Origin of the sequence: uncultured Streptococcus sp. (genome assembly GCF_963525625.1) — a bacterium.
Classification (GTDB): domain Bacteria; phylum Bacillota; class Bacilli; order Lactobacillales; family Streptococcaceae; genus Streptococcus.
Map to the genome: position 1 here is coordinate 43,732 of NZ_CAURLD010000012.1, position 22,754 is coordinate 66,485.

The following is a 22,754-nucleotide window of genomic DNA, read 5'->3' on the forward strand; positions in this document are numbered from 1 at the left end:
GAGATGTTTGATGCGCCGGAGGAAGTCCGGCCAGAGAATGCGCCTGCTTTCACAGAGCTCACAGACTCCGTGGAGATCAAGCATGTGGACTTTTCTTATGTGGAAGGTAAGCCTATCCTCAAAGACGTGTCTATCTTAGCCCCTAAGGGCAAGATGACGGCTGTTGTTGGCCCGACTGGATCAGGTAAGACGACCATTATGAACCTGCTCAATCGCTTTTATGATGTGGATAATGGCAGCATTGAGTTTGACGGTCGCGACATTCGGGACTATGAGCTGGATAGCTTACGGAGCCATGTGGGGATTGTCTTGCAGGATTCGGTGCTCTTTAGCGGTACGATTCGGGACAATATCCGCTTCGGTGTGCCGGATGCCAGTCAGGAAATGGTAGAAACGGCTGCGCGTGCGACCCATATCCATGACTATATCGAAAGTCTGCCAGACAAATATGATACTCTGGTAGATGATGACCAGAATATTTTCTCAACTGGGCAGAAACAGCTGATTTCCATTGCTAGAACTTTGCTGACGGACCCGCAAGTCTTGATTTTGGACGAGGCGACGTCTAATGTCGATACGGTAACAGAGAGCAAGATTCAGCAGGCTATGGAAGCTATTGTAGCTGGTCGAACTAGCTTTGTCATTGCCCATCGCCTCAAGACAATCCTCAATGCTGACCAGATTATTGTCCTCAAAGATGGAGAGGTCATTGAACAGGGCGATCATCACCAGCTCCTCAAACTCGGCGGTTTCTATTCAGAACTCTATCATAACCAGTTTGTGTTTGAGTAGAAAACCGAGATATTTTTCTAAACTCTCGTTTGTGCTTATAGTGCATTCGAGAGTTTTTTATTTGATAGACATGCAGAGTCTTTGATAAAGATTTTTTATAACCAGCTTTAAAAAAATCTATTGGACGGCTTCGCAGAGGAGTGGTAAGATATACTATATCAAAATAAGGGGGAATCACGGTATGTGTAGAACAATTGTTGGAATTTCAGCCAATCTTTGTCCAGTAGATGAAGCTGGAAAGAATATTCACACCTCTGTCTCACGCAAGTTTGTGGACGGCGTACGAATGGTTGGTGGCCTGCCGATGGTGATTCCCGTTGGGGATAAAAGTTTAGTTCAGGATTATGTAGAAACGATTGACAAGCTGATTTTGTCAGGCGGGCAAAATGTTCATCCTCAGTTTTATGGGGAAGAAAAGACCATTGACAGTGACGACTACAATATTGTTCGCGATGAGTTTGAGTTGGCACTCTTGAAAGAAGCCCTGCGCCAAAACAAGCCAGTCATGGCCATCTGCCGCGGTCTGCAGTTGGTAAATGTTGCTTTTGGCGGAACTCTCAATCAGCATATCGAAAATCACTGGCAGGGCTTGCCATTTGGGACTTCGCACTCCATTCGCACGGAGAAAGATAGCGTTGTGGAGCGTTTGTTTGGTCAGGCTAGCCAGATTAATTCGGTTCACCGCCAAAGTATCAAGGACTTGGCACCTAATTTCCGCGCGACAGCTTTTGATCCAAGAGACAATACCATCGAAGCGATTGAATCGGTTGACAATCATCGTATCATAGGCCTTCAATGGCATCCGGAGTTTTTAATAAACGAAGAAAAGGGCAATTTGGAGCTGTTTCAGTACCTCTTGCAAGAGCTGTAAAAAATTATTTTATTTTTTTAAGTTACTTTTAGGAAAATTTAAGATAAGTGTTCTATACTAAGACCATAAACAAAGACCTCCTAACTTTGTTTAGAAATCCTAAAACTTTTCTTTTTCATAATAATCTCCCTATAAGAACCGCCCAATTGGCGGTTTTTTTGTTGAAAAGGCTGAAAAATTTAGATTTTCATCAATTTGATGTCTTTTATGTTATAATGAGTCACAAGTAGGCCGAGCGAATCGGTCGGTAGATGGAGGAGCAGAGATGTCAAGAGCGGAGCGAGTTATTTTAACAAATATGTGTATGGTTTATGATGAGGACCGCATTTTACTACAAAATAAAGTAAATGATGATTGGACTGGCCTTTGCTTTCCAGGCGGCCATGTTGAAAATCATGAATCCTTTGTCAAATCAGTAATACGGGAAATCAAGGAGGAAACAGGTCTGACCATCTATGAGCCTAGGTTATGCGGTGTCAAGCAGTTTTATACCGAAAAGGATGAACGTTACGTCGTTTTTCTTTACAAAACCAATCATTTTGAAGGAGAGCTGGTCTCGTCCGACGAAGGAGAAGTGTTCTGGATTAAACGCGAGGATCTTGATCACCACTCGCTGGCCTTGAGCTTTAAAGAAATGTATCAAGTTTTCACATCAGACTTGACGGAGCAGTTTACCTATCTGGATGATGGAGAGATCATCAGAAATCTATACTAGGGAGAACCGCCCAATTGGCGGTTTTTTTGCTTGTTCTTTGCGAATTTAGTATAATAGGGACAGCAAAAATAGAAAAGAGAAATACATGAAAATTCGCGGAATATTCTTCTAGTTATTCTTACAGCACTTTTTAAGCTATTAACCCTTGATTGTATAAGGTTTTAGAAGAAATTATATATCATACAAGGTATTTGATGCCCTCTCTTAGTCCACAAAAAGGTGAACAAAAAAAGCCCTAAAAAAGGGCGTGAAAATTATGAGTTCAGCAGGCAAGAAACTAGCACGGTCAAACGTGCTTTTTTAGTTGCTTGATGTCATTATACCATACTTTGATTTTTAACAAAAAATGTTGTATATTAAAATGAGAGAAGGAGCTGGTTTGGCACCCTATGGCCTCTTTGAGGTCGGCGCCTAAGTCAGTTCCTTTTTGTAGTTCGAGATAGAGTAACAAGGATATAAAAATCATGTCTTATACACCAATAAAGCGCCCATCCGATAGCTTTTAGCAAAGTCTAGCAAGATTTCAGTTTTAAGACGCCTATACTCTATTTTATCAACGCAAAGCACTTTGTATAAATCGCAAAGCTTTTTGGTCTCTTTTGGCTTTTTTGTAAACAAATTAGCGAATATCTCACGCTTTACCTCGTCCAGATTATCTCTGTAAGCTTCAATCTCTGCGACCAACTCCACTGCCTTATCCTTGAATGCTCCATGCTCGTTTTTTCGTCCTGCTAGTGTATGCAGCGATTTGTAACTCTTTAGAAAATAATAGGCTCTTCGTGCTGTTTCTATTTCATCAAAAACCATGTATCTTAATCCTTTCCCTTTTAAGTAAAAATGTTGTATACTTAAGTTAATGAAGGAAGTAATCTTGTTCCCCTTGTCCACTGTGTGGTCGGAATGATGGTTACTTCCTTTTTTGAACTATGTCGACTAATTGATTACTTCGTTTTACAATAGATATGTTCACATCTCTCGTCCTTTCTGATAATATAAAAAGCATTTCGGCAACTGCCGGCATGCTAATTCAAAATTTCCACAGAATAAATTTCAGACTCTGAAAATTCAATATATTCGTTACCTACTTTGATATCCAACATATCTTCATCTTCGTCGTAACTTTCGGCATCGCAATAATGAGCCATTCCGCTCCATACCTTCCCTTCCACATCCGTCAGGAAAACTTTTTTATTATTATATTGTAATAAATTCATTTTTTTCCTCACTTTTTCATAATATGTCGGGATTATATGTGCTCCGGTCTTACTTATAGCGATTCTTTTTCAATATTAACTTTGTCTAACCAGAACTTAGACTGCAATTTTCAGAATATAGGCCTTGTCAATCAATCGCTCATATTTCTCAATGGCATTATACTCCAAATCTTGAAATTTCGCCACAGATATAGGAGTGTTTTTGATATCTAAATCAGATATAGAATTATTTTCTTAGGTTAACTGCCCCAAAGTTCAAACAAGCAGAATTTCCTCTCTTTTCCCTTTCTTTTCAAGCAAAAATGTTGTATACTCTAAATAATGAGGATTGGTTTCGTGCCCCTTGTCCGTTTTCACGGTCGGCACTATAGTCAATTCTTTTTTTATGCTCTGATAAGATTCCTTGCTTTCTGTCAGGTTGATTAACTTTCTTTCTTCAGCTGCATCTTGTTTCTCCGCACTCCATTTTTTAGAAAAGACAATCTGCCTGCGCCCACTTCCTGAATGGTAGTCAACAGGACACCTGGAATTACTGTGCCTCTTATATACTTCAATTAGGAATCTGGATAATTATAAGTTCCTGCTATACCCTTAAATCAAGATTCTGCTGTCTAGCTGATTTACAAGACCGTCTAACTTATATCGATTTAAAATCGAACTATGAACAGAGGTCTTGTTTTTAGATTCATCATTCAGAATATTTTAGATAAACTATGAGTACACGATTGCTTTGTCATAATCACTGCCTAAAAAGCCCTCTAACAACTTCTTAGCTATATTGCAATACATTTGCCATCTGACAAATTAGAAGCTGCTAAAGAGCCTATCAGAGCCTCAGAGAGAATCTGATCGCCATTCTTCCTGAAGAGGTAGAGGCTGTTCTGGCGCTGAGTTATCAAGCAAATATAGGACAGTATCTTTAACCTTTACCCTGACCTGACTCTTGAGCATTCGCAGGCTTATCAGAACCCTTGATACCTGTCAAATCTCGGATGATATCAGCATCAAGATATCCTGGTATTGCTTGATTGAGCTTGATAGCTCCATCACCAATCATGGTCAAGGTGTTAGCGTCTGCCTCAAAGAGAGGTTCCCATTTTGCGATTGTATTGACAAACTGACTGCGCAAGTATTTCCATTCATCACGCAAGCAAGCTGCTACATACGCCACATTCAGCAAACCAGATCCAAGAGAGCGTTGTGCCTTGCGTCCAGCAAGTCGCAGATTCTCATGACTTGCCCTGATAGCTTCTGCCGAGGATGGATTGTCTGATACAAAGCCAAGGTCATCTAGTGTCAGCCCCATTTCACCAGCAAAACCGGCTGCTGCTAAGCGAAGCTGTTCGGTAAACGGTGACATGTTCGATGTAGTGAACTGACCAACTGTAGGCTTCTCCCCGTCGTCATCCTTGGTGAACTGCAGCATGCTAGAAACAGTTGCTTTCCAAGTATCCATCGGCTCAGCGTCTTGACTCAATCCCAAGACATACTTTTGAGGAAATGAGTAGAACTCAGCTGTCACATCGGCTCGCTCAAGTGTCCGTTTGGCATACCTCTGATATGACATACAAGCCCTTGTTATTCTTGACCGTCCAAAAGGACGCACAGCGTCTGGTCTATGAATAATTGGAACTAGTAACGGAGTACCTGCAGGATTTGGAATCATAAAATCTTTTCCTTGTTTCAATAAATACCAGGTTTCTGTCGGTGTGAAAAGCCTCTAAAACGGGCACCCCATATTCATCCCTTTTTAATACTGCATATCCTTCCGTTAGTAAGCCAGTGATAGGATCTATCACACCAGTAGCATTGCTGGCCTCGATTACTTGTAGTCTAGGTGTATCATCTTCACCTTTAGAGATATAGACGAAAGCACAAGAGCCAATTAAGGCTGATAAGATAACTGAGTCAAAAAAGACATCAGGATTGTTTGCCTGAAAAATCTCATTAACCTGGAAATCATCGTTTTCAAATTCACGGAATACCAGACGATCTGCAAGGCTATCCACACCCTTAGCTGCCCAACCAAGAACTGCTCTATACTGTTCACGAATATTAGCTGGTATCGTGATGCTAATCATTCTCTCACGATATTGCATCGCATACTGCTTATATCTCATGTCAACCCTATCCCTGACATTTGCCAGCTTATTTCTTAGATAAGGTATCCCTTTTAAATCCATTTTGTTTTCATATCCTTTCATTTCGCGCGAGAAAATTTGTACAGTGACGGCGTGAAGCTCTCAAACTCCAAAGGGGAGGGGGATACCCCCCATACCAGATTTTAAAAAGAAAATTTTAAAAATAATTATTTTAGTTCTTTTATCATTTTTCTTATTGCATCATCCAGCGCCTTTTCATCATCTGTCTTTACACCGTGAGCTTTTTTAGAAGCTTCTAGCTGTTGTTTTGCTTCAAGTTCTGCTGCTTGATAGCCTGCAGCTTCTCGCTCCTCTTTCATCTTGTTCAGTGATTTCATCCAGAGTTCTTGTGTTGAATCATATTGAGCTTGAGACTTTCGTCTTATCGCTTCTAAGCCTTCCTCTGCTTTCTTGCGTCGCTCTTCTTGTTCCTGGGTTGCTCCCTCAACCATCTTTTCATACCAAGAATAAGGATTGTTCTGTTCTGTTTCTGTCATATTGCTGCCTCCTTATTTCTTCAGTTCTTCAAATTGAACGAAATCAAGTACATCTTTTATCCCTGCAATGGATCTGCCGCGATAGCTATCAAGAGGCAGGGAGGGGATAGATGGAGTGTTCATAACGTCATAGGTCAGGAGTCTTGTCAGTTCATCAAACTGATTATAAATTTCTCCTGATTTTGCTGATAGTTCATGTAATGAATTGTACAGCGGTTTAGCCTTTTCAATCAGCTTCTCACTCTCTTCTCTCGCTGCGGCATGAATCCTATCCTGATATTCTTTGCATTCTTCGGATGTGATTCCCTGAGTAGACTCCAATTTCTTGAGTTTATCATTCAGAAGCTTCTGAGTCTGCTCTAAGTTCCACAGTTCCCCTACTTTTTCAGACAAGATTTTATAGTCAGTTTTGCTTTCTGCTTCTTTCTTCTCTGCTTCCTTTTCCTTTATGTCTTTAGATAGCGACGCTATTTGCTGGCGCAATCTATCACATTCTTGGTTTTTGTTTGTAACAATCGCTGTCAATTCAGCTTTGATTTGATTTAGTGTTTCAGTCATTTCTTTATCTCCTTTGCTTTGCTAGCAATCTACTTCATTAGTTCTATTCTTCAATCATTTTATAGTTTTGTCTCATTTCTTATCCGAGGTTTTTCTAACATTATCACCTCCTTTTCTCCTGCTTGAATTTAACATATCTTACATTCTGTTAGATTCAACTAGCCTCGCTTAACCTTAGTCTTATCAAGGCATTGACCTGTTTTTCTAAAAATGAATTTACAAATCCTCAATATGTTAAATACAATAGATTTTTATTGCTAAAATTCAATGTATTTCCAACCGTGCCATGCTAGTTTATGAAAATCCTAGACCATGAGCTGCTTACTGTATTTCTAATTCCTCTGAGCTAGAAAATTGCTAATATATGATGTAGTTTTAAGTTTTTTTCTAATTGATGATGGTTTTTCTCTAAATTGATGCCGGTTTTGATGCCGGTTTTCATTTTTGAAAATCCAGTATTACCAAGGGTTGATGACGGATGATGACGGTGATACGGTTTTTTTTAATTTCTTTTTTATTTTCTTTTTTTATTCCTTTCTTTTTTATTTTTTCTATTTTTCTTAAAAATATCCGTCATCAATCATCAAAAGGGTACTCAATATATGATAATAAAGGATTTTTGCTTTTCACCTATCCGACATCTTGCCGGCATCATCCGTCATCCAATTCCCTGTTTTTTCAAATAACCCTTTTCTTGCCCTCTCTTTTCTATTCCCTTGCCTTGCATTCTATCTGTGCTGTAGTTTTTAGCTGCATAGTGAGGGAGGTCTTCCTTAGGTGAAAATCCTCTTGGCAACATTTGACCAGCTGGAATGTTGGCTTTGCTAGGTTTAAAACCATCTGGAAGATTGTTTTTAATCTCTCTATGCAAAGCATTGGGAGTCAGATCATTTTCTATCTGATAATACTCTTTAAAGCTCAGCCAAACCCACCAGACAAAGGAGTTAGGGAGAAAGGAAGATACTAAGCTTTTCTTAAAGAAATTGCGAGTAAAGGATACCACCTCATTCACCTCTTCTTGAAAGTCGTAAACTGCTTTTTGAGACGCTTGAGGATTTAACTTTAAATCTGTCTTAGTGTTTAAAGCTAGGCAAAGTAAATACTCTAGTACCTCTCTACGGCAGATATAGTCATCTTTGATGGCTGGGTTTAACTTTCCAGCAAAACCGCCTTTAAATGGCAAAATTCGGAATCGTCGACCAATAGCATCAGAATCACCGTTTATGATAGGCAGACCATTGGATGACTGGATGATGGTCATTTTTAAATTGACAGAGTAGGGTGTTTTCCCTTTTTCTTCAATTTTGATAGGATCTCCAGTGGTTAAACTAAAGAATGTCGATACATCTTTGATTTTCACTCGAACTTGGACATCATCACCTATTACAACTGTCTTGCCTACCAGTACAGAGGTCTCAAACCGGCTTTTATTCACCTCGTTTATTTTTAGGTTTGCCACATTTTGAGCGCCTACAAGATTTTTTATCAGCTCTTGAAAGGTTCCTTTACCAGTTCCCCCTTTGCCTAGTAGCCAAAAAACATTTTTCAAGCTCTCGCCTGTAACGCTGGCTTTGATGATCTGCAGTGCCATCCTATACAGTTCATCGTCTCCTCCGAACAGATTTTTCAGCCATTCAGTTACTTTCCAGCCTTTTATATTAGGTTCTTTTGCATCTGCAATATAATTACAGTCAATCTTCCTAATTACAAGCTTTTGAGGGCTAAATGGCTCTGTTTCGCCGGTTTTAGCATTGTAAAGCAGATTTCCCAATGCAGTATAACGATTATCAGCTTTTCTGCTGATAGCTGCTCTGGATAGCTTATAGATAACATCAAGGGCTTTGCGTTCCGTCAGCTCTGGATTGACAACGAAAATCAAATCTTTTATAAATTCCTCGTTTGTCTCGTAGAAGCCCCTATCAGGATTGTAATAATACAACGGTTCCCGTTGCCCCTCCATGTCATTCTTTAATCTGACAAAGTGCAGCCGCTGGCGTAGAAATTCAGCAATTTGTAATGCGCTCCGAGGCATTTTCCTTGCGGCGGCTTTCCTAGCCTTTTCTTCTGCAGTTTCTTCTGCAGTTTCTGGGGCTGTTGCCAAGGCTTTCTGATAAGTCTGTTCATACAAACTTTGGAGATCATCTTTTAAAAGCTTCCTAACACCCTTGAAAGTCTTAAAATAACAGTCTTCTTGTAATTCTTGGGGCTGCCCTCGTTCCTGGTTGTCCATTTCCGTTGATTTACGCTGCTCTATCCCTCTGTCATCCTCGATAATCGACTGTATGATTTCTTTTTCTGTCAAGTTACACCCCTTTCTAAATTGCTTAATTCTTTAATAAAATATCTGGCAAGGGCTGGGCGCTTCACAATAGCGGAGAATAACCCTGCTATATCTTCACAACTATAACCGTTGACATATAGTAAGCGGACGAATAAGGCTGTTTCTTGCTTGGTGTAAAGGCCTAGCGTCAAAGTTTCTAGTATCCAGCCAGTCAGTTTTATCCCGGTTCCCTGCCGGTTTTCTTTGATTCTGACTTTTTCAAGGTCTTTTAAGACGGTTATTAGTTCTGGCTTGGCTAGAGATATTGGCATATCTCTTACTAACTGCCATCCGGCCAGTTTCAGATTATTGCTTTCTAGCTTTCTAAATTTGATGCCTTTATAAGTGAATTCTGAAATATAAACATCCAGTGGCTCAAAATAGAGGAATTTATAGTGATTCCCTTTTTTATAGACAGTAGTAGGGTTTTCTTTCAAGAAGCTAAACAGTTTCATAGTCTGAGGAGTAAAAGTTAATTCCATAATTGTATTCATGCTCTTCCTCCGTTATCATCCACTCCCAGGAAAATCAAAATATCTTTTATTTTGTAAAATACCTTACGAGTATCTTCGAGAGGCGGCTGGTAGCGCCTCAGACCCCCCTCCGATTCCCAACGTTTCAAAGTGTTAGCCTTAATTCCTAATTCGTTTCGGACTTCCACAGCAGACATTAAGCCCAGGTGTTTAGCCTTTGGACGTGCATAGGATTCCAAGAAGCCAGCAACCAGAGATAGAGCCTCTGTCTTTAATTCCTTTTCAGTTTCTGCGCTGAATAGTGCCATATCAAGGCCACCTCCTCTGATTTGCCATGACCTTGCCGGCAATTTTCCCTAGAGTTTTGTTCATAAGCAATATTTTTTTATCTTGCTGCTCCAATAGATCCAGTGTTTGGCACAATATATTTGCCATGAGTTGCTGGTCTGCTCTTGTTGGCTCGTTCTGGCAAGTTTCAATAGCTTTAAGGCTTTCTTTTATTGCTTTAATATCTTTAGACTTAATCAATGTTCGTGCCTCACTTTTTTCTTTTTAGATTTTCAATTTCCTTGGCCATGCTGCGAATGGTTTTCTGTTGTTCTTCCAAAATCCCAATTATTCTGCCTATATGGTTACTTATTCCAATAGCGAACTCACAAACCATGCTATTGAATGATCCATCATTCTGAAAGTTTGTTAGACTTATCTCCTGGTCTTCCAACTCCTGCATATACTCAGAGAAATTGACAATATTATTGCTTGGTTCAAATTTATCGGCCATTTTTGAAAGCCTCCAGCTCCTCAGCATCGTCGCACTCCAAAAGCTGACTAGCTATATCATCAAGCTCGGCTATAATCGTTTCAAATACCTCATAGGAAGAGCTTAGATAGTTAGTTGCTAGGTGTGTAAAGGTGAATAAATCTCGGTCTTTTGCAAGAGACACCCCAGCTTGAGCCACTTGATCCATTTTAATTGTCTTTAGGATATTAGACAGTCGGCAGCCTAAGTTCTGCAGCTCTTCGACAGTAAGTTGTACAGTTTTAGTTTGTTCTGTTTTTTTGGCCATTTTCTTGTTCCTCGCTTCCTTAGTGCTTATTTTCCGAGTTGTCGGATAAGGGTTTGCTTTTCTTCTTCGTTTACTGTATCTGCTACAAAAAGCACATCTAGCTCTTTAACGTAAAAAGCATTACGATTTAGTTTGTTGTGGTCAAAGATTGAAATTTCCATATTCTTCCCTCTCCTAGATATTTCTAATCGCTAGTGCTTATCATTTGGAAGTCCTGGAAGCTGTCGCAAATTCGATTAAATACGTCAATTAGGTCATTGTCCTCGACATATACAGCAGTAAGCTGTCCGTTGTTTTTGTATGTCAGTTCAATCACTGGCTGGGCATAGTTTCCAATCATGTAGCCCATTAGAGCATGGCCACCTGCTTGTGCAGCATCATGATCTAAAAAGTAGTAAGTGAAAGTCCGTTTTGTTGCTTTATCTGAAAATGTTTGTAGTTTCATGTTTTTTCTCCTTTAGTTGTACTTGCGTCCTGCAAGTTGGATATATGCCCCATATTCGGGGGTTAGTTTGTTGGCGGTGCTTTCTTCCGTCTGAGAGCTTTCTGTCACTCTAAGGCGCTCTAGTGAGCTCTGAGAGCTGTTTAGATGCCATAGCTTCCAGATTAGGAATAGCAGTAGTGAGACAAAGATGATTGCTTGCCCTGGCGTCATGTCAATTTCTTGAATCATTTGCTTTGCCCTCATCCCAAAATTTCTGCGAGCTCTTTATAGATATGATCAGGAATTTCGTTCAGTGCTTGCTGCTGTAGCTGGATAGCTTTGAGGCGGTTGGTGTCACTAGCGGTTTTCTTTTCGATAATCTCGCGAGTAGCCATCACCTGCTTGTAATAATCTTCTAACTTTAGCTTACGGCCGCCTGATGTCTGTTCTTCTTCCTGCTTCTTGTTTCTCAAAAGCTCAAAGCTGACGATTTCCTTGTTCTTCATGGTGAAAGCTATAGCTTTACGAGCTTTCCAGTTGTTCAAGCGAACTTTTATCTGTCTATCTGTCCAGTCTGGCAGTCGCTTTCTAAGAATGTCCATAGTGATCTGACCTTCGTCTTGCCAAAGCTGGGCTAGGTCTCCTTGTGTAAATGGTGTTTTAGTCATGTTTATTATCCTTATCTCTTTCTCTTAGTCTTTATCGGCAGTTTATAGAGTCGCCTCTCTGAGCGGTTGCATTTGATATCCCTTTTTGGTATAATCTAAGTATAAAAAGTATTCTTAAAACCCTTACGGCTTGCCTGCTAGTAAGTGTTTGAATATCTTAGAGTGAAAGGCTTGTCAGTTGGTTCCTGCATTAAGCCTTTTTTTGTTGCTTCTAGACCTATTCAGCCTAATTGTATTAGTGATGTAATCTCCTTTCTAATAATCTTCTGCTAGCCATTCCATGGCTTTTTGGTAGACGCTTGGCTTGACAACGCCCCCGTCTCGGATTTTCCGATAGGTTACTTGCGTCACGCCAATTTCTTCGCCTGCTTGCTTCGAAGTCAGTTTCTTATCAGCTTGCTTTCGGCGAATAGCCTTTGCTTGTGTTGAGGTAATAAGCAATAGATTTGACTCTCCTTTCCACACGCCACTTCTGGCGTTTTATGATTCAATAATACACCATATTATGACGTGTGTCAATAGATAAATATCATTTTTTTAAAAAAACTTGCCATATTGTGGTGCGTGATGATATAATTTATTCGAGGTAATAAGATGAACAAACTGAAAGAATTACGAAAATCCAAAAATTTAACGCAGCAAGAATTGGCAACTGAAACTAAAATTCCATATCGAACTATTCAACGCTGGGAAAATGGAGAAAGCAATATTAAACCAGAGAAGGCCTTTCAACTTGCAGATTTCTTTGAAGTGTCAGTTGGTTATTTGTTAGGGTATAGCGAACAATCAGAAACTCCTTTTGAGAATAGCATACCTACACCTAGAGAGTTTTCCTCTTGGAAAGAATTCGATTATATGCAACTGGTAAAAACTGATCTAGATTTTTGGACCTATGAAGAATTAAGAAAAAAACTTGATCCACTTTTAGTTGAATTAATAATAAATTATTCTTTTTGCGATGATGAACGGCGGGATTTACTTAGAGAAATTGCCAAAAAATTTGCCGAAGGTGATGCGGTTTCCTTGCTACATAGCGAAAAATAGTTCAGCTCAATCAAAGTTCTTAGTCAAGTAAAATCGTTGACAAAAGGTAAACAATATCATAGAATGGGGGTACTTAAGAAATAGCTATCAGGAAAACCTACGGGCCCTGACTGCGGAAGGCATCTCCAAGGAGGTGTCTTTTTTGGGTTTGACCATTCTTTAAATATCTTGTCTAAAAAGAGAGTAAATACTGTAATGTAGTTAATAGCGATATTACTCAAATATTCTCCAAAAGCCCTCAAAAAGCTTCTCTGATTTTTTAAAGACTCATGAAAGGAAATAAATGACTAAAAGAAAAGAACTTTTAACTTATCCCCAGTTACTATCTAAAATGTCAGATATTGGGATAGGATTTAATGAATGGGATACAGAGCAAGCAATTGAATTTCTTCAAGAAAAGAATTATTACTATAAAGTATCTAGCTATCGGAAACTATTTCCTAAAATTGATGGTAAATATAATATTGAGTTTTCAACACTTGCTGATATTGCTGTGATTGATATGAGATTGAGATATTTACTTCTTGGAATATGCCTTGATATCGAACACAGTATAAAAACAGCTATTATGGACATTGTGACAAAAAACCCTCGTATTGATGGCTATGATATTGTGAAAGATTATGCTGTATATAATCCTCAAGGTTATAACAACACTATAAACGCCTTATCTAAAAATGCTTATCTGAAAAACATTTATTTGAAGCATCATCAAGATATACCTATTTGGGTACTTGTTGAGGTAATGGATTTTGGGAACATATGTTATTTTATCGAAATGTATTGCAAGAAATACCCTAGCAACAAACGATTAAAAAAGGCTAAGCAGTTCAGTTCATATGCTCGTCATATTAGGAACGCTTGCGCTCATAGTAATGTTTTACTTGTTGATATGCTTAATCAGAAGCTTAAACAACCATCAGCTGTTATCCTCTCGCTTGGTGAATCATTTGGATTGGACAGATCAGATTTAAGATATAGAAAATTACATGACATTTTTTCTCTTATTATCCTTCATCGAGAGTATTGCGGCGATAAATTAAAGCGACATAGACGACTAGAGGCTATAGAACTTGCTAAGCGTTCAAAGAGATATATGAAATACTACGAAGAAAACGAGGATCTGAAAAAAATTTATCAAATCCTTTGCAAAATTCTTGTAAAACAGTCTAAAACGTGATATGATATGAACAATTGTAAAAGAAACCTACCAAGGTTACACTGCTCTAGGTTTGTATATCGATACAAATAAGGGTTAAAACGAAATGAGCGTATCATCTTGCGAGATGGTACGCTTTTTTCAAAGCTTATATACGCTTATTTAAGCCTTGTCTTTATTTTCCAGATAGATTTCATCGACTAACCTATCAAAACGAATTCTAGGGCATTCTACAACGCCCTGGCTCCACTTTACCCTTTCTTAAAACCCTTACGGCTTGCCTGCTGATGAAAAGAAAGGGGAACTAATGAAGATTACAGAAGTCAAAAAGAAAAACGGTACCACCGTTTACCGAGCTAGCGTCTATCTAGGAGTTGACAAGGTTACTGGTAAAAAAGTAAAGACAAGTATCACTGGACGGACAAGGAAAGAGGTCAAGAGCAAAGCCCAGCAAGCGCAGTTTAATTTTAAATCTAATGGATCTACAGTCAAAAAGGCAGTACAGGTCAAGACTTATAAAGAGCTTGCTGCCCTATGGCTAGAAAGTCACAAGCTTACAGTTAGACCGCAAACATTTGCTGTGACCAGGAGACGTGTCAACCATCATCTTATCCCTGAGTTTGGGAGTATGAAGATTGACAAGATAACGCCTAGCGGTATTCAAGAGTTTATAAATCAGTTAGCTCCTAAACTTGTGAATTTCAAGGAAATCAACTCAATTAACAGGAGAATACTGCAGCATGGTGTAACATTGCAATTGCTGACGTCTAACCCTGGGCGTGATGTGATTCTGCCTAAGAAGCAAAAGAAAGGCAGAGAAGCTGTTAAGTTCATAGAGCCAGATAACTTAAAGGCGTTTATTGATTATGCTGAAAAACTATCTACAAAGAGCTACAAGCATTATTACCGCTTTGTGGTCTTTAAGTTGCTACTGGCCACAGGCTGCCGCATAGGAGAGTTGACGGCCCTGGAATGGTCGGATATCGACCTAAAGGAAAAGACTATCACGATCAATAAAACCTACAGCCAAGAAATTCGGATGATAGGGGAAACAAAGACAAAAGCAGGTACTAGAAAAATAAGCATAGATTCTAAAACTACGCTCATGCTGAGACAGTATCAGAATCGTCAGCGCCTTATATTTTTAGAAGTTGGGGCTCAGGCTCCGTCTGTTGTCTTTGCGACTACGGTGAGGGATTATCTGCCAAGGCATTCTCTCCAGCAAATTATTGACAAGCGTTGCGAGACTTTGGGTATCCCACGATTTACTTGTCACGCTTTCCGCCATACTCATGCTAGTTTATTGCTGAATGCTGGTATCAGCTACAAGGAGTTGCAATATAGGTTAGGACATTCTAATATATCCATGACCTTAGATGTGTATAGTCACCTCTCCCAGGACAAAGAAAAAGAAGCTGTTTCATATTATGAAAAAGCTATAAATAATCTATAAGTCCACAAAAAGGTGAACAATTTGGTAAAACAACTTACTTACAAAGGTTATAAACCTTATTAAATCAACGTTTGAAAGGATAACAAAAGAAAAGATGATGAGAATTCGCGGATTCGAGCTGGTATCCAGCTTTACAAATGAAGATTTGCTGCCTAAGAGAGAGACGGCTCACGCAGCTGGCTACGATTTGAAAGTGGCAGAGCGCACCCCTATTGCGCCAGGGGAGATCAAGCTGGTTCCGACTGGTGTCAAGGCCTATATGCAGCCGGGTGAGGTGCTTTATCTTTACGACCGCTCGTCCAATCCTCGTAAAAAAGGCTTGGTCTTGATTAACTCCGTTGGGGTCATTGACGGCGACTACTATGGTAATCCTGGAAACGAAGGGCATATCTTTGCTCAGATGAAAAACATCACTGATCAGGAAGTGATCCTCGAAGTTGGCGACCGTGTAGTTCAGGCTGTCTTTGCACCATTTCTGATTGCAGATGGAGATGAAGCAGAAGGCGTGCGGACTGGCGGATTTGGATCGACAGGACATTAGTATGAAAATCATTTTTATCCGCCACGGAGAGCCAGATTATTCACTTTTGGAAGAGGCTGGTTACACTGGCTTTGGACTAGATTTGGCTCCCTTGTCGGCTGCTGGTCGTCGGATGGCGACAGAGGCAGCTGCTAATCCTTTGCTAGAACAGGCGGAAATTTTGATCTCCTCTTCTGTGACGCGGGCTTTGGAGACGGCCTCCTATTTGATTCGAGACCGCCAACTGCCGCTTTTTGTGGAGCCTTTGCTGCATGAATGGCAGGTATATGAGAGTGGGACAGAAAAGTTTGAGCAGGCTCGGAAGTTATTTTTTGAAAATAGTGGAGAACTTCCTGCAAGAAGTCCTATCCAGTATGAAACATCTGAGCAGATGAAAGCCCGCTTTTTCAGTGCCTTAAGCAAATACAGAGACTACGAGACGGTAGCTCTTGTAGCCCATCGCATGCTCATCCGCCAGTTTGTAGCTGATCAGCAGATTGATTTTTGCCAGTTTGTTGAATATGAACTGAAGTTTTAATGTTTCGTCGTAAAAAGAATCTTAACAAAAGGATTTAGAGATAGAAGAAAATATGAAAGAATTTAAGAGCAAGGATTATGCAACAGAAATTCGTCAGAAAATTCCAGGCTACGATGTGATGCTAGATGTGATTTTCCGAGGAGTATTGCTTAGATTAGCCCCCAGTTTAAAAGTCGATAAGGTGTTAGCTTTAGCAAGCCAGACGGATGAGTTGAATGGTTTGGCATCCTTATTTCCTAAGGCAGGGTTGACTGTTGTGGAGCCAAGTGAGGCGATGCTGCAAGAGCTTAAAAGACAGGTTTATCTGCCTCAAGCGGAGTATCTTAATAGTCGATTTGAAAAAGCAATACTGCCCTCTGATTATCAGATTTGTTCTTGCTTGCTAGTGTTGCAGTTTGTTGAAAATCCCAGCTTTTTTCTTCGAAAAATTTATGACTCTTTAAATGACGGTGGCCTTCTGATTCTTAGCTTTTTTTCCAACCAGCAACTGGGCTATTGGAAAACACTTGCTTCAGAGCTAGGAGCCAATCAGCAACAAATTCAGCGTACTTATGAGAATCAAGCTAGTTTGATGAATACCCTCTCGCCTCAAGAAGTTGCAAACCTACTAGAAGAGGCTGGCTTTACTAACATAGAGCAAGTTTGTCAGGTCTTATCTACTTTTGTTTGGATTATTAGAAAATAAGGAGAATCACCATCGCTAAGAAAAAAACAACCTTTGTCTGTCAAAATTGTGAATATCATTCGCCCAAGTATCTCGGCCGCTGTCCTAATTGTGGAGCGTGGTCTTCTTTCGTTGAGGAAGTAGAAGCTGCAGAAGTCAAGCATGCCCGTGTTTCCTTGACAGGCGAAAAGACCCGGCCCATGAAGCTGGCTGAGGTCACTTCGATTGATGTCAATCGGACCAAGACGGAAATGGACGAGTTCAATCGTGTGCTGGGTGGCGGCGTAGTGCCTGGTAGTCTAGTTCTGATTGGCGGGGATCCCGGTATCGGGAAATCCACCCTGCTTCTGCAGGTATCCACCCAGCTTTCTCATCAGGGCACAGTCCTTTATGTCAGCGGGGAGGAATCAGCTGAGCAGATTAAGCTGCGGGCGGAACGCCTCGGTGATATTGACAGTGAATTTTATCTCTATGCTGAGACCAATATGCAAAACATCCGCACGGAGATTGAGAAAATCAAGCCAGATTTTCTGATTATTGACTCCATCCAGACGGTTATGTCGCCGGAAATTTCCAGCGTTCAAGGCTCTGTTTCTCAGGTCCGTGAGGTGACAGCTGAGCTTATGCAGCTAGCCAAGACTAATAATATCGCGACCTTTATCGTTGGTCACATGACCAAGGAAGGAACCTTAGCTGGTCCTCGGACTCTGGAGCACATGGTGGATACTGTGCTTTATTTTGAGGGCGAACGTCAGCACACTTTCCGTATCTTGAGAGCAGTTAAAAACCGATTTGGCTCCACCAATGAGATTGGCATTTTTGAAATGCAATCTGGCGGGCTAGTTGAGGTTATCAACCCCAGTGAAGTCTTTCTGGAAGAACGGCTGGACGGCGCGACAGGCTCTTCCATCGTTGTAACCATGGAAGGGACGCGGCCGATTTTGGCAGAGGTGCAGGCTTTGGTGACACCGACCATGTTTGGCAATGCCAAGCGAACCACGACTGGTCTAGACTTTAACCGAGCCAGCCTCATCATGGCAGTTCTGGAAAAGAGGGCAGGACTCCTCCTGCAAAATCAAGATGCCTATCTCAAATCAGCTGGCGGCGTCAAGCTAGATGAGCCAGCGATTGATTTGGCAGTAGCAGTAGCCATTGCTTCCAGCTACAAGGATCTTCCTACCAATCCTCAAGAGTGCTTTATCGGTGAAATCGGCCTGACTGGTGAAATCCGTCGGGTTAATCGCATCGAGCAGCGCATCAACGAAGCAGCAAAGCTGGGCTTCACCAAAGTCTACGCTCCTAAAAACTCTCTGAACGGTCTCAAAGTTCCAGACAATATCCAAGTCATCGGTGTGACGACGATTGGAGAAGTCTTAAAGAAAGTATTTTCCTGATTTAACAGTATTGCGAAAAGTTATTGCGCGTGCTATAATATTGCTAGAAAAAATTAGGATTTGTCTGGAAAGCTCCTATAAGTTGTTTTTCCGGACTTTTTAGGAGGTTCATTAACTATGGTAGATCATCGTATGAATGTTTCTATTACCAATAATGCTCAATTTCCCTTGGCGGAGATTACCTTAGATGTATCAGAGTCTGTTCGTATTCAGACTGGGAGCATGATATACCACACTCCCAACGTTATCCTGAACGCCAAAGTGAATGCAGAGTCTCAATCAATCTTTGGTAAGGCAATCCAAGCTGTGGGCCGTTCTATGGCTTCTGGCGAAGGAGTGTTTATCACTGAAGCAACTGCTCAATCAAATAACGGTCGTCTAGCCTTAGCACCTAATGTACCTGGTCAGATTGTTGCTCTGGAACTGGGCGAAAAGCAATACCGCCTTAATGATGGAGCTTTTCTGGCTATGGATGGTTCTGCCTCTTATACTTTGGAGAGGCAGTCGGTAGGTCGAGCTCTCTTTGGTGGCCAAGGGGGCTTTTATGTGATGAGTACCCAAGGTCAGGGGACACTCTTGGTAAATTCCTTTGGCTCGATTCAAAAGGTCGAGCTGCATAATGATAGGATAACGATTGACAATGCTCACGTAGTAGCATGGAGTCGAGAGTTGGAATATGATATTCATTTAGAAAATGGTTTCTGGCAGTCCATGGGAACTGGTGAAGGAGTGGTTAATACCTTCTATGGAACTGGGGAAATTTACATCCAAAGTCTCAATGTTGAAACCTTTGCAAATGTTCTTCGCCCACACCTGAATATTGACAATTCTTGAAAAATTTCAGAAGAGACTGGAGGGTCTCTTTTTTTGGATTCTTCAGTTTTCCTTTGTTCAAAATGTAGGAAAATGTTATAATCAAGTCATAATAAGAAGGAGGCATTTCTTATGCGATTTTCTATGGACAGTAATATGCAGTTTCCTTTGGTAGAGTTGTCGCTCAATCAAGGAGAAACCGTCTTTATTCAGCGTGGCAGCATGGTCTACCACACGCCAAATGTGACTCTGAATACCCAGCTCAATGCTAGCGGTTCTGGTTTGGGACGTTTTGTCAAGGCTGTGGGACGTTCGATGGTTTCTGGCGAAAGTACCTTTATTACCCAGGCTGTTGCCCAGTCTGACAATGGTTACCTTGCTTTGGCACCAGATTCTCCTGGTCAGGTTATTCCTCTTCAGCTAGGCGAAAAACAATACCGGCTCAATGACGGTGCCTTTCTTGCCCTTGATGGTACGGCTTACTATACCATGGAGCGCCAGTCTGTTGGGAAAGCACTATTCGGCGGCCAAGGCGGTCTCTTCGTCATGACAACCCAAGGCCAGGGCACTCTTTTGGCCAATGCCTTTGGATCTATTAAGAAAATTGAGCTTCATAACCAAGAAGTGACTATTGACAATGCCCATGTAGTAGCTTGGAGCCAATCTTTGAACTATAACATCCATCTGGAAAATGGCTTCTGGCAGTCTATCGGAACAGGTGAAGGAGTGGTCAACACCTTCCAAGGTACTGGTGAAGTCTATGTTCAAAGTCTCAATCTTCAAACCTTTGCAGGCTCACTCAGCAAGTTTATTCCAAGAAGCTCATAAGAAATAAAACTAGGACAGAAGATTAGGCTAAATGCTGGATTTATCTGTCCTAGTTTTTTATAACAAAGCGGACAGCTGACAAATAGCAGAAAAGATGGTAAGATAATATAAAATTATTTGAATATCAAAGTACCAGTAAGGGGAAAGAATGTCATATTTTGAAAATTTTATGAAGGCCAATCAAGCTTATGTCGATCTGCATGGAACGGCACATCTGCCGATCAAGCCCAAGACCAAGGTAGCTATCGTGACCTGCATGGACTCTAGGCTCCACGTGGCTCAGGCTCTGGGACTGGCACTAGGAGATGCCCATATCTTGCGAAATGCCGGCGGTCGGGTGACGGAGGACATGATTCGCTCACTGGTCATCTCTCAGCAGCAGCTAGGAACGCGGGAAATCGTGGTTTTGCATCATACAGACTGCGGGGCACAGACCTTTAAGAATGAAGATTTTACGGCCTATCTTCATAAAGAGCTAGGTGTCGATGTCAGCGAACAGGACTTTTTGCCCTTTACAGATGTAGAGGAAAGTGTGCGTGAGGATATGGCCTTGCTGAGGCAGTCGCCGCTGATCCCAGCTGATGTAAAAATCTCAGGTGCGGTTTATGATGTAGATACTGGTCGAATGACAGTTGTTGAGGAATAGTTAGGAAGTCAATTTCTTTGTCTGCGCATCAGCATTGAAATTGGCTCCTTTTTTATGTTAAAATAGAGAAACGATTTTAATTAGTTAGGACAATGTTATGATTCTTTCCATTATTTCTCAGGGACTGGTTTGGGCCGTCCTAGGTCTAGGTATTTTTATGACCTTCCGGATTCTGGGTTTTCCTGATATGACGACAGAAGGCTCCTTCCCCTTGGGCGGGGCGGTGGCTGTTACCTTGATTACCAAAGGAGTCAATCCTTTTCTGGCAACAGCAGCAGCCGTTTTAGCGGGCTGTGCTGCGGGTGCCGTGACAGGTCTGCTCTATACCAAGGGGAAAATTCCGACTCTGCTTTCTGGGATTTTGGTCATGACCTCCTGCCACTCTATCATGCTGATGCTGATGGGCCGTGCCAATCTGGGGCTTTTAGGCAGCAGTAAGATTCAGGATATTCTGCCTTTTTCAGGGGAAGTCAATGACCTTTTGACTGGTTTGATTTTTGTCAGTCTGGTGATTGCAGCCCTGCTCTTTTTCTTGGATACCAAGCTAGGGCAGGCCTATATCGCGACCGGAGATAATCCGGATATGGCTCGCAGTTTTGGTATCAATACTGGTCGTATGGAGTTGATGGGACTGATTCTGTCAAATGGCTTGATTGCTCTGGCTGGGGCACTGATTGCCCAGCAGGAAGGTTATGCAGATGTGTCCCGTGGGATTGGAGTGATTGTTGTCGGTCTGGCCAGTCTTATCATTGGCGAGGTGCTCTTCCATAGTCTGACCTTGGCAGAGCGTCTGATTACCATTGTAGTTGGTGCGATTGCCTATCAGTTCTTGATCTGGGGCGTCATTGCTCTCGGCTTTAATACTAACTATCTTCGTCTCTACAGCGCGGTGATTCTGGCCGTCTGTCTCATGATTCCAACCCTGAAAAATAAATTCTTTAAAGGAGCCAAATTAAGCAAATGACAGCGATTGTAGAATTAAGAAATGCAACCAAGCTTGTAAAGAGCGGCTTTGATGAAGAAAAAATCATCCTAAATGATGTTTCTTTAGACATTCACGAGCATGATTTTATTACGATTTTAGGTGGAAACGGTGCAGGAAAGTCGACCCTATTCAATGTTATTGCCGGCACTCTCCCTCTGACCAGTGGCAGCATTCATATCTTGGGGGAAAATGTCACTCATTTTTCACCAGAAAAGCGAGCCAAGTACCTGTCCCGTGTCTTTCAGGATCCTAAGATGGGAACGGCTCCGCGGATGACAGTGGCGGAAAATCTTCTCATTGCCAAATTCCGAGGCGAAAAGCGTGGCTTGGTGCCCCGTGGGCTCAACAGCTACAGGGAAGAGTTTCAGGCGACGATTGAGAAAATCGGTAATGGTCTGGACAAACATCTGGATACGCCGATTGAATTTCTCTCTGGCGGGCAAAGACAGGCTTTGAGCCTGCTCATGGCAACGCTCAAGCGACCAGAGCTTTTGCTTCTGGATGAGCATACTGCAGCACTGGATCCTAAGACCAGTGTAGCCTTGATGGAGCTGACCAATGAATTTGTCAATCGTGACCGCCTCACAGCTCTCATGATTACCCATCACATGGAGGATGCCCTCAAATACGGCAACCGACTAATCGTCATGAAAGACGGGCAGATTATTCAGGACTTAAACAAAAACGAGAAAGCCAAGATGACCATCGCAGATTACTATGGCTTGTTTGAATAGGCTTGCTCAGAGTTTTGTAAAAACAAGAGAAAGAATATGTACTAAATAATGTACTGCTCCCACAAAGTTAGACAATTAATGTTCAAAAGGCTCTAGTTCTTTGTTAAATAGGACTATGTCCTTTTTCTTCAAATTGCCCTAATAGATGAATAAAAACCGCTTGATTGCGGTTTTTTTGTTATAAACAAAGTATAAATTTCTAATTATCTTTTTATATTTTCTTAAATGCTCGTAAA

The 22,754-nt window shown here is 41.2% G+C and carries 29 protein-coding genes and 1 pseudogene; 15 read left to right on the forward strand and 15 right to left on the reverse strand.

The window, feature by feature from the left end:
* The first annotated feature begins 3 nt into the window (after positions 1 to 3).
* From RYK49_RS11370 to RYK49_RS07850, 3 genes are all read left to right on the forward strand, one after another.
* Positions 4 to 792, forward strand: a complete 789-nt coding sequence (locus RYK49_RS11370) for an ABC transporter ATP-binding protein (protein WP_399555401.1) — start codon at positions 4 to 6, stop codon at positions 790 to 792.
* A 181-nt stretch (positions 793 to 973) separates the two neighbouring features.
* Entirely contained in the window at positions 974 to 1,663 is a 690-nt protein-coding gene (locus tag RYK49_RS07845) for a gamma-glutamyl-gamma-aminobutyrate hydrolase family protein (RefSeq protein ID WP_002893948.1), read from the forward strand.
* Between the two features lie 265 nt (positions 1,664 to 1,928).
* Positions 1,929 to 2,378 carry an 8-oxo-dGTP diphosphatase gene (locus tag RYK49_RS07850; protein ID WP_314830830.1) on the forward strand — a complete coding sequence of 150 codons (450 nt, stop codon included), beginning with the start codon at positions 1,929 to 1,931 and terminating at the stop codon, positions 2,376 to 2,378.
* A gap of 462 nt (positions 2,379 to 2,840) precedes the next feature.
* Here the strand turns inward: RYK49_RS07850 and RYK49_RS07855 are convergent, their stop codons facing one another.
* The 15 genes and pseudogenes from RYK49_RS07855 to RYK49_RS07925 all read right to left on the reverse strand — a co-directional run bounded on the left by RYK49_RS07855 (position 2,841) and on the right by RYK49_RS07925 (position 12,181).
* The gene (locus tag RYK49_RS07855; RefSeq protein ID WP_314830829.1) at positions 2,841 to 3,185 is read right to left on the reverse strand and encodes a hypothetical protein; all 345 of its coding nucleotides are present in this window, start codon (positions 3,183 to 3,185) and stop codon (positions 2,841 to 2,843) included.
* Between the two features lie 215 nt (positions 3,186 to 3,400).
* Entirely contained in the window at positions 3,401 to 3,592 is a 192-nt protein-coding gene (locus tag RYK49_RS07860) for a hypothetical protein (RefSeq protein ID WP_314830828.1), read from the reverse strand.
* Between the two features lie 919 nt (positions 3,593 to 4,511).
* Positions 4,512 to 5,775 (reverse strand): annotated as a pseudogene (locus RYK49_RS07865) (hypothetical protein).
* A gap of 125 nt (positions 5,776 to 5,900) precedes the next feature.
* The gene (locus tag RYK49_RS07870) at positions 5,901 to 6,230 is read right to left on the reverse strand and encodes a hypothetical protein (RefSeq protein WP_314830827.1); all 330 of its coding nucleotides are present in this window, start codon (positions 6,228 to 6,230) and stop codon (positions 5,901 to 5,903) included.
* A gap of 12 nt (positions 6,231 to 6,242) precedes the next feature.
* Positions 6,243 to 6,788 (reverse strand): hypothetical protein, encoded by a 546-nt coding sequence (locus tag RYK49_RS07875; protein WP_314830826.1) that lies wholly within the window; start codon positions 6,786 to 6,788, stop codon positions 6,243 to 6,245.
* Between the two features lie 658 nt (positions 6,789 to 7,446).
* Positions 7,447 to 9,090, reverse strand: a complete 1,644-nt coding sequence (locus tag RYK49_RS07880) for a phage/plasmid primase, P4 family (protein WP_314830825.1) — start codon at positions 9,088 to 9,090, stop codon at positions 7,447 to 7,449.
* Entirely contained in the window at positions 9,087 to 9,602 is a 516-nt protein-coding gene (locus tag RYK49_RS07885; RefSeq protein WP_314830824.1) for a hypothetical protein, read from the reverse strand. The genes RYK49_RS07880 and RYK49_RS07885 overlap by 4 nt, the downstream gene beginning before the upstream one ends.
* Positions 9,599 to 9,889, reverse strand: a complete 291-nt coding sequence (locus RYK49_RS07890; protein WP_314830823.1) for a hypothetical protein — start codon at positions 9,887 to 9,889, stop codon at positions 9,599 to 9,601. The genes RYK49_RS07885 and RYK49_RS07890 overlap by 4 nt, the downstream gene beginning before the upstream one ends.
* Before the next feature lies 1 nt (position 9,890).
* Positions 9,891 to 10,109: a hypothetical protein gene (locus RYK49_RS07895; RefSeq protein WP_314830822.1), complete on the reverse strand. Its 219-nt coding sequence runs from the start codon at positions 10,107 to 10,109 to the stop codon at positions 9,891 to 9,893.
* Positions 10,110 to 10,119: 10 nt separating this feature from the next.
* Positions 10,120 to 10,362: a hypothetical protein gene (locus RYK49_RS07900; RefSeq protein WP_314830821.1), complete on the reverse strand. Its 243-nt coding sequence runs from the start codon at positions 10,360 to 10,362 to the stop codon at positions 10,120 to 10,122.
* Complete coding sequence (locus tag RYK49_RS07905; protein WP_314830820.1) at positions 10,352 to 10,648, reverse strand: hypothetical protein; 297 nt, start codon at positions 10,646 to 10,648, stop codon at positions 10,352 to 10,354. Before RYK49_RS07905 ends, RYK49_RS07900 begins: the two co-directional genes overlap by 11 nt.
* A gap of 26 nt (positions 10,649 to 10,674) precedes the next feature.
* Entirely contained in the window at positions 10,675 to 10,809 is a 135-nt protein-coding gene (locus RYK49_RS07910; protein ID WP_255297061.1) for a hypothetical protein, read from the reverse strand.
* Positions 10,810 to 10,832: 23 nt separating this feature from the next.
* On the reverse strand, positions 10,833 to 11,093 hold the full coding sequence (locus tag RYK49_RS07915; RefSeq protein WP_314830819.1) for a hypothetical protein: 261 nt from the start codon (positions 11,091 to 11,093) through the stop codon (positions 10,833 to 10,835).
* A gap of 239 nt (positions 11,094 to 11,332) precedes the next feature.
* On the reverse strand, positions 11,333 to 11,740 hold the full coding sequence (locus RYK49_RS07920; RefSeq protein WP_314830818.1) for a DUF1492 domain-containing protein: 408 nt from the start codon (positions 11,738 to 11,740) through the stop codon (positions 11,333 to 11,335).
* A gap of 255 nt (positions 11,741 to 11,995) precedes the next feature.
* Positions 11,996 to 12,181, reverse strand: a complete 186-nt coding sequence (locus RYK49_RS07925) for a hypothetical protein (RefSeq protein WP_314830817.1) — start codon at positions 12,179 to 12,181, stop codon at positions 11,996 to 11,998.
* A gap of 153 nt (positions 12,182 to 12,334) precedes the next feature.
* Between RYK49_RS07925 and RYK49_RS07930 the strand changes: the two genes are divergently transcribed.
* From RYK49_RS07930 to RYK49_RS07985, 12 genes are all read left to right on the forward strand, one after another.
* A complete protein-coding gene (locus RYK49_RS07930) occupies positions 12,335 to 12,784 on the forward strand; it encodes a helix-turn-helix domain-containing protein (RefSeq protein WP_125330786.1) in 450 nt (149 codons plus the stop codon).
* A gap of 283 nt (positions 12,785 to 13,067) precedes the next feature.
* Positions 13,068 to 13,964: an Abi family protein gene (locus tag RYK49_RS07935; protein ID WP_223337736.1), complete on the forward strand. Its 897-nt coding sequence runs from the start codon at positions 13,068 to 13,070 to the stop codon at positions 13,962 to 13,964.
* Between the two features lie 286 nt (positions 13,965 to 14,250).
* Positions 14,251 to 15,396 carry a site-specific integrase gene (locus RYK49_RS07940; RefSeq protein ID WP_314830816.1) on the forward strand — a complete coding sequence of 382 codons (1,146 nt, stop codon included), beginning with the start codon at positions 14,251 to 14,253 and terminating at the stop codon, positions 15,394 to 15,396.
* A gap of 97 nt (positions 15,397 to 15,493) precedes the next feature.
* Positions 15,494 to 15,937, forward strand: coding sequence for a dUTP diphosphatase (locus RYK49_RS07945; RefSeq protein WP_314830831.1), 444 nt, complete (start codon positions 15,494 to 15,496; stop codon positions 15,935 to 15,937).
* 1 nt (position 15,938) lies between these two features.
* The gene (locus RYK49_RS07950) at positions 15,939 to 16,454 is read left to right on the forward strand and encodes a histidine phosphatase family protein (protein ID WP_002917789.1); all 516 of its coding nucleotides are present in this window, start codon (positions 15,939 to 15,941) and stop codon (positions 16,452 to 16,454) included.
* A gap of 52 nt (positions 16,455 to 16,506) precedes the next feature.
* Positions 16,507 to 17,139 carry a methyltransferase domain-containing protein gene (locus RYK49_RS07955; RefSeq protein ID WP_314830815.1) on the forward strand — a complete coding sequence of 211 codons (633 nt, stop codon included), beginning with the start codon at positions 16,507 to 16,509 and terminating at the stop codon, positions 17,137 to 17,139.
* Between the two features lie 5 nt (positions 17,140 to 17,144).
* Positions 17,145 to 18,512 carry a DNA repair protein RadA gene (radA, locus tag RYK49_RS07960; RefSeq protein ID WP_080557169.1) on the forward strand — a complete coding sequence of 456 codons (1,368 nt, stop codon included), beginning with the start codon at positions 17,145 to 17,147 and terminating at the stop codon, positions 18,510 to 18,512.
* Positions 18,513 to 18,629: 117 nt separating this feature from the next.
* Complete coding sequence (locus RYK49_RS07965) at positions 18,630 to 19,346, forward strand: TIGR00266 family protein (protein ID WP_314830814.1); 717 nt, start codon at positions 18,630 to 18,632, stop codon at positions 19,344 to 19,346.
* A 111-nt stretch (positions 19,347 to 19,457) separates the two neighbouring features.
* Positions 19,458 to 20,153 (forward strand): TIGR00266 family protein, encoded by a 696-nt coding sequence (locus RYK49_RS07970; RefSeq protein ID WP_002920350.1) that lies wholly within the window; start codon positions 19,458 to 19,460, stop codon positions 20,151 to 20,153.
* 148 nt (positions 20,154 to 20,301) lie between these two features.
* Positions 20,302 to 20,799 carry a carbonic anhydrase gene (locus RYK49_RS07975; RefSeq protein ID WP_314830812.1) on the forward strand — a complete coding sequence of 166 codons (498 nt, stop codon included), beginning with the start codon at positions 20,302 to 20,304 and terminating at the stop codon, positions 20,797 to 20,799.
* A 97-nt stretch (positions 20,800 to 20,896) separates the two neighbouring features.
* Entirely contained in the window at positions 20,897 to 21,763 is an 867-nt protein-coding gene (locus tag RYK49_RS07980; RefSeq protein ID WP_002899165.1) for an ABC transporter permease, read from the forward strand.
* Positions 21,760 to 22,518, forward strand: coding sequence for an ABC transporter ATP-binding protein (locus tag RYK49_RS07985; RefSeq protein ID WP_002893934.1), 759 nt, complete (start codon positions 21,760 to 21,762; stop codon positions 22,516 to 22,518). The genes RYK49_RS07980 and RYK49_RS07985 overlap by 4 nt, the downstream gene beginning before the upstream one ends.
* The last annotated feature ends 236 nt before the right edge of the window (positions 22,519 to 22,754 follow it).

Excerpts from the sequence above, each read along its gene's own strand:
- RYK49_RS07970 (WP_002920350.1), top strand. The coding sequence starts at position 19,458 with ATGCGATTTTCTATGGACAGTAATATGCAGTTTCCTTTGGTAGAGTTG.
- RYK49_RS07985 (WP_002893934.1), top strand. The coding sequence starts at position 21,760 with ATGACAGCGATTGTAGAATTAAGAAATGCAACCAAGCTTGTAAAGAGC.
- RYK49_RS07870 (WP_314830827.1), bottom strand. The coding sequence starts at position 6,230 with ATGACAGAAACAGAACAGAACAATCCTTATTCTTGGTATGAAAAGATG.
- RYK49_RS07920 (WP_314830818.1), bottom strand. The coding sequence starts at position 11,740 with ATGACTAAAACACCATTTACACAAGGAGACCTAGCCCAGCTTTGGCAA.
- RYK49_RS07975 (WP_314830812.1), top strand. The coding sequence starts at position 20,302 with ATGTCATATTTTGAAAATTTTATGAAGGCCAATCAAGCTTATGTCGAT.
- RYK49_RS07945 (WP_314830831.1), top strand. The coding sequence starts at position 15,494 with ATGAGAATTCGCGGATTCGAGCTGGTATCCAGCTTTACAAATGAAGAT.
- RYK49_RS07935 (WP_223337736.1), top strand. The coding sequence starts at position 13,068 with ATGACTAAAAGAAAAGAACTTTTAACTTATCCCCAGTTACTATCTAAA.
- RYK49_RS07900 (WP_314830821.1), bottom strand. The coding sequence starts at position 10,362 with ATGGCCGATAAATTTGAACCAAGCAATAATATTGTCAATTTCTCTGAG.
- RYK49_RS07850 (WP_314830830.1), top strand. The coding sequence starts at position 1,929 with ATGTCAAGAGCGGAGCGAGTTATTTTAACAAATATGTGTATGGTTTAT.
- RYK49_RS07875 (WP_314830826.1), bottom strand. The coding sequence starts at position 6,788 with ATGACTGAAACACTAAATCAAATCAAAGCTGAATTGACAGCGATTGTT.
- RYK49_RS07890 (WP_314830823.1), bottom strand. The coding sequence starts at position 9,889 with ATGGCACTATTCAGCGCAGAAACTGAAAAGGAATTAAAGACAGAGGCT.
- RYK49_RS07915 (WP_314830819.1), bottom strand. The coding sequence starts at position 11,093 with ATGAAACTACAAACATTTTCAGATAAAGCAACAAAACGGACTTTCACT.
- RYK49_RS07905 (WP_314830820.1), bottom strand. The coding sequence starts at position 10,648 with ATGGCCAAAAAAACAGAACAAACTAAAACTGTACAACTTACTGTCGAA.
- RYK49_RS07950 (WP_002917789.1), top strand. The coding sequence starts at position 15,939 with ATGAAAATCATTTTTATCCGCCACGGAGAGCCAGATTATTCACTTTTG.
- RYK49_RS07930 (WP_125330786.1), top strand. The coding sequence starts at position 12,335 with ATGAACAAACTGAAAGAATTACGAAAATCCAAAAATTTAACGCAGCAA.
- RYK49_RS07855 (WP_314830829.1), bottom strand. The coding sequence starts at position 3,185 with ATGGTTTTTGATGAAATAGAAACAGCACGAAGAGCCTATTATTTTCTA.
- RYK49_RS07885 (WP_314830824.1), bottom strand. The coding sequence starts at position 9,602 with ATGAATACAATTATGGAATTAACTTTTACTCCTCAGACTATGAAACTG.
- RYK49_RS07845 (WP_002893948.1), top strand. The coding sequence starts at position 974 with ATGTGTAGAACAATTGTTGGAATTTCAGCCAATCTTTGTCCAGTAGAT.
- RYK49_RS11370 (WP_399555401.1), top strand. The coding sequence starts at position 4 with ATGTTTGATGCGCCGGAGGAAGTCCGGCCAGAGAATGCGCCTGCTTTC.
- RYK49_RS07980 (WP_002899165.1), top strand. The coding sequence starts at position 20,897 with ATGATTCTTTCCATTATTTCTCAGGGACTGGTTTGGGCCGTCCTAGGT.
- RYK49_RS07910 (WP_255297061.1), bottom strand. The coding sequence starts at position 10,809 with ATGGAAATTTCAATCTTTGACCACAACAAACTAAATCGTAATGCTTTT.
- RYK49_RS07965 (WP_314830814.1), top strand. The coding sequence starts at position 18,630 with ATGGTAGATCATCGTATGAATGTTTCTATTACCAATAATGCTCAATTT.
- RYK49_RS07955 (WP_314830815.1), top strand. The coding sequence starts at position 16,507 with ATGAAAGAATTTAAGAGCAAGGATTATGCAACAGAAATTCGTCAGAAA.
- RYK49_RS07860 (WP_314830828.1), bottom strand. The coding sequence starts at position 3,592 with ATGAATTTATTACAATATAATAATAAAAAAGTTTTCCTGACGGATGTG.
- RYK49_RS07940 (WP_314830816.1), top strand. The coding sequence starts at position 14,251 with ATGAAGATTACAGAAGTCAAAAAGAAAAACGGTACCACCGTTTACCGA.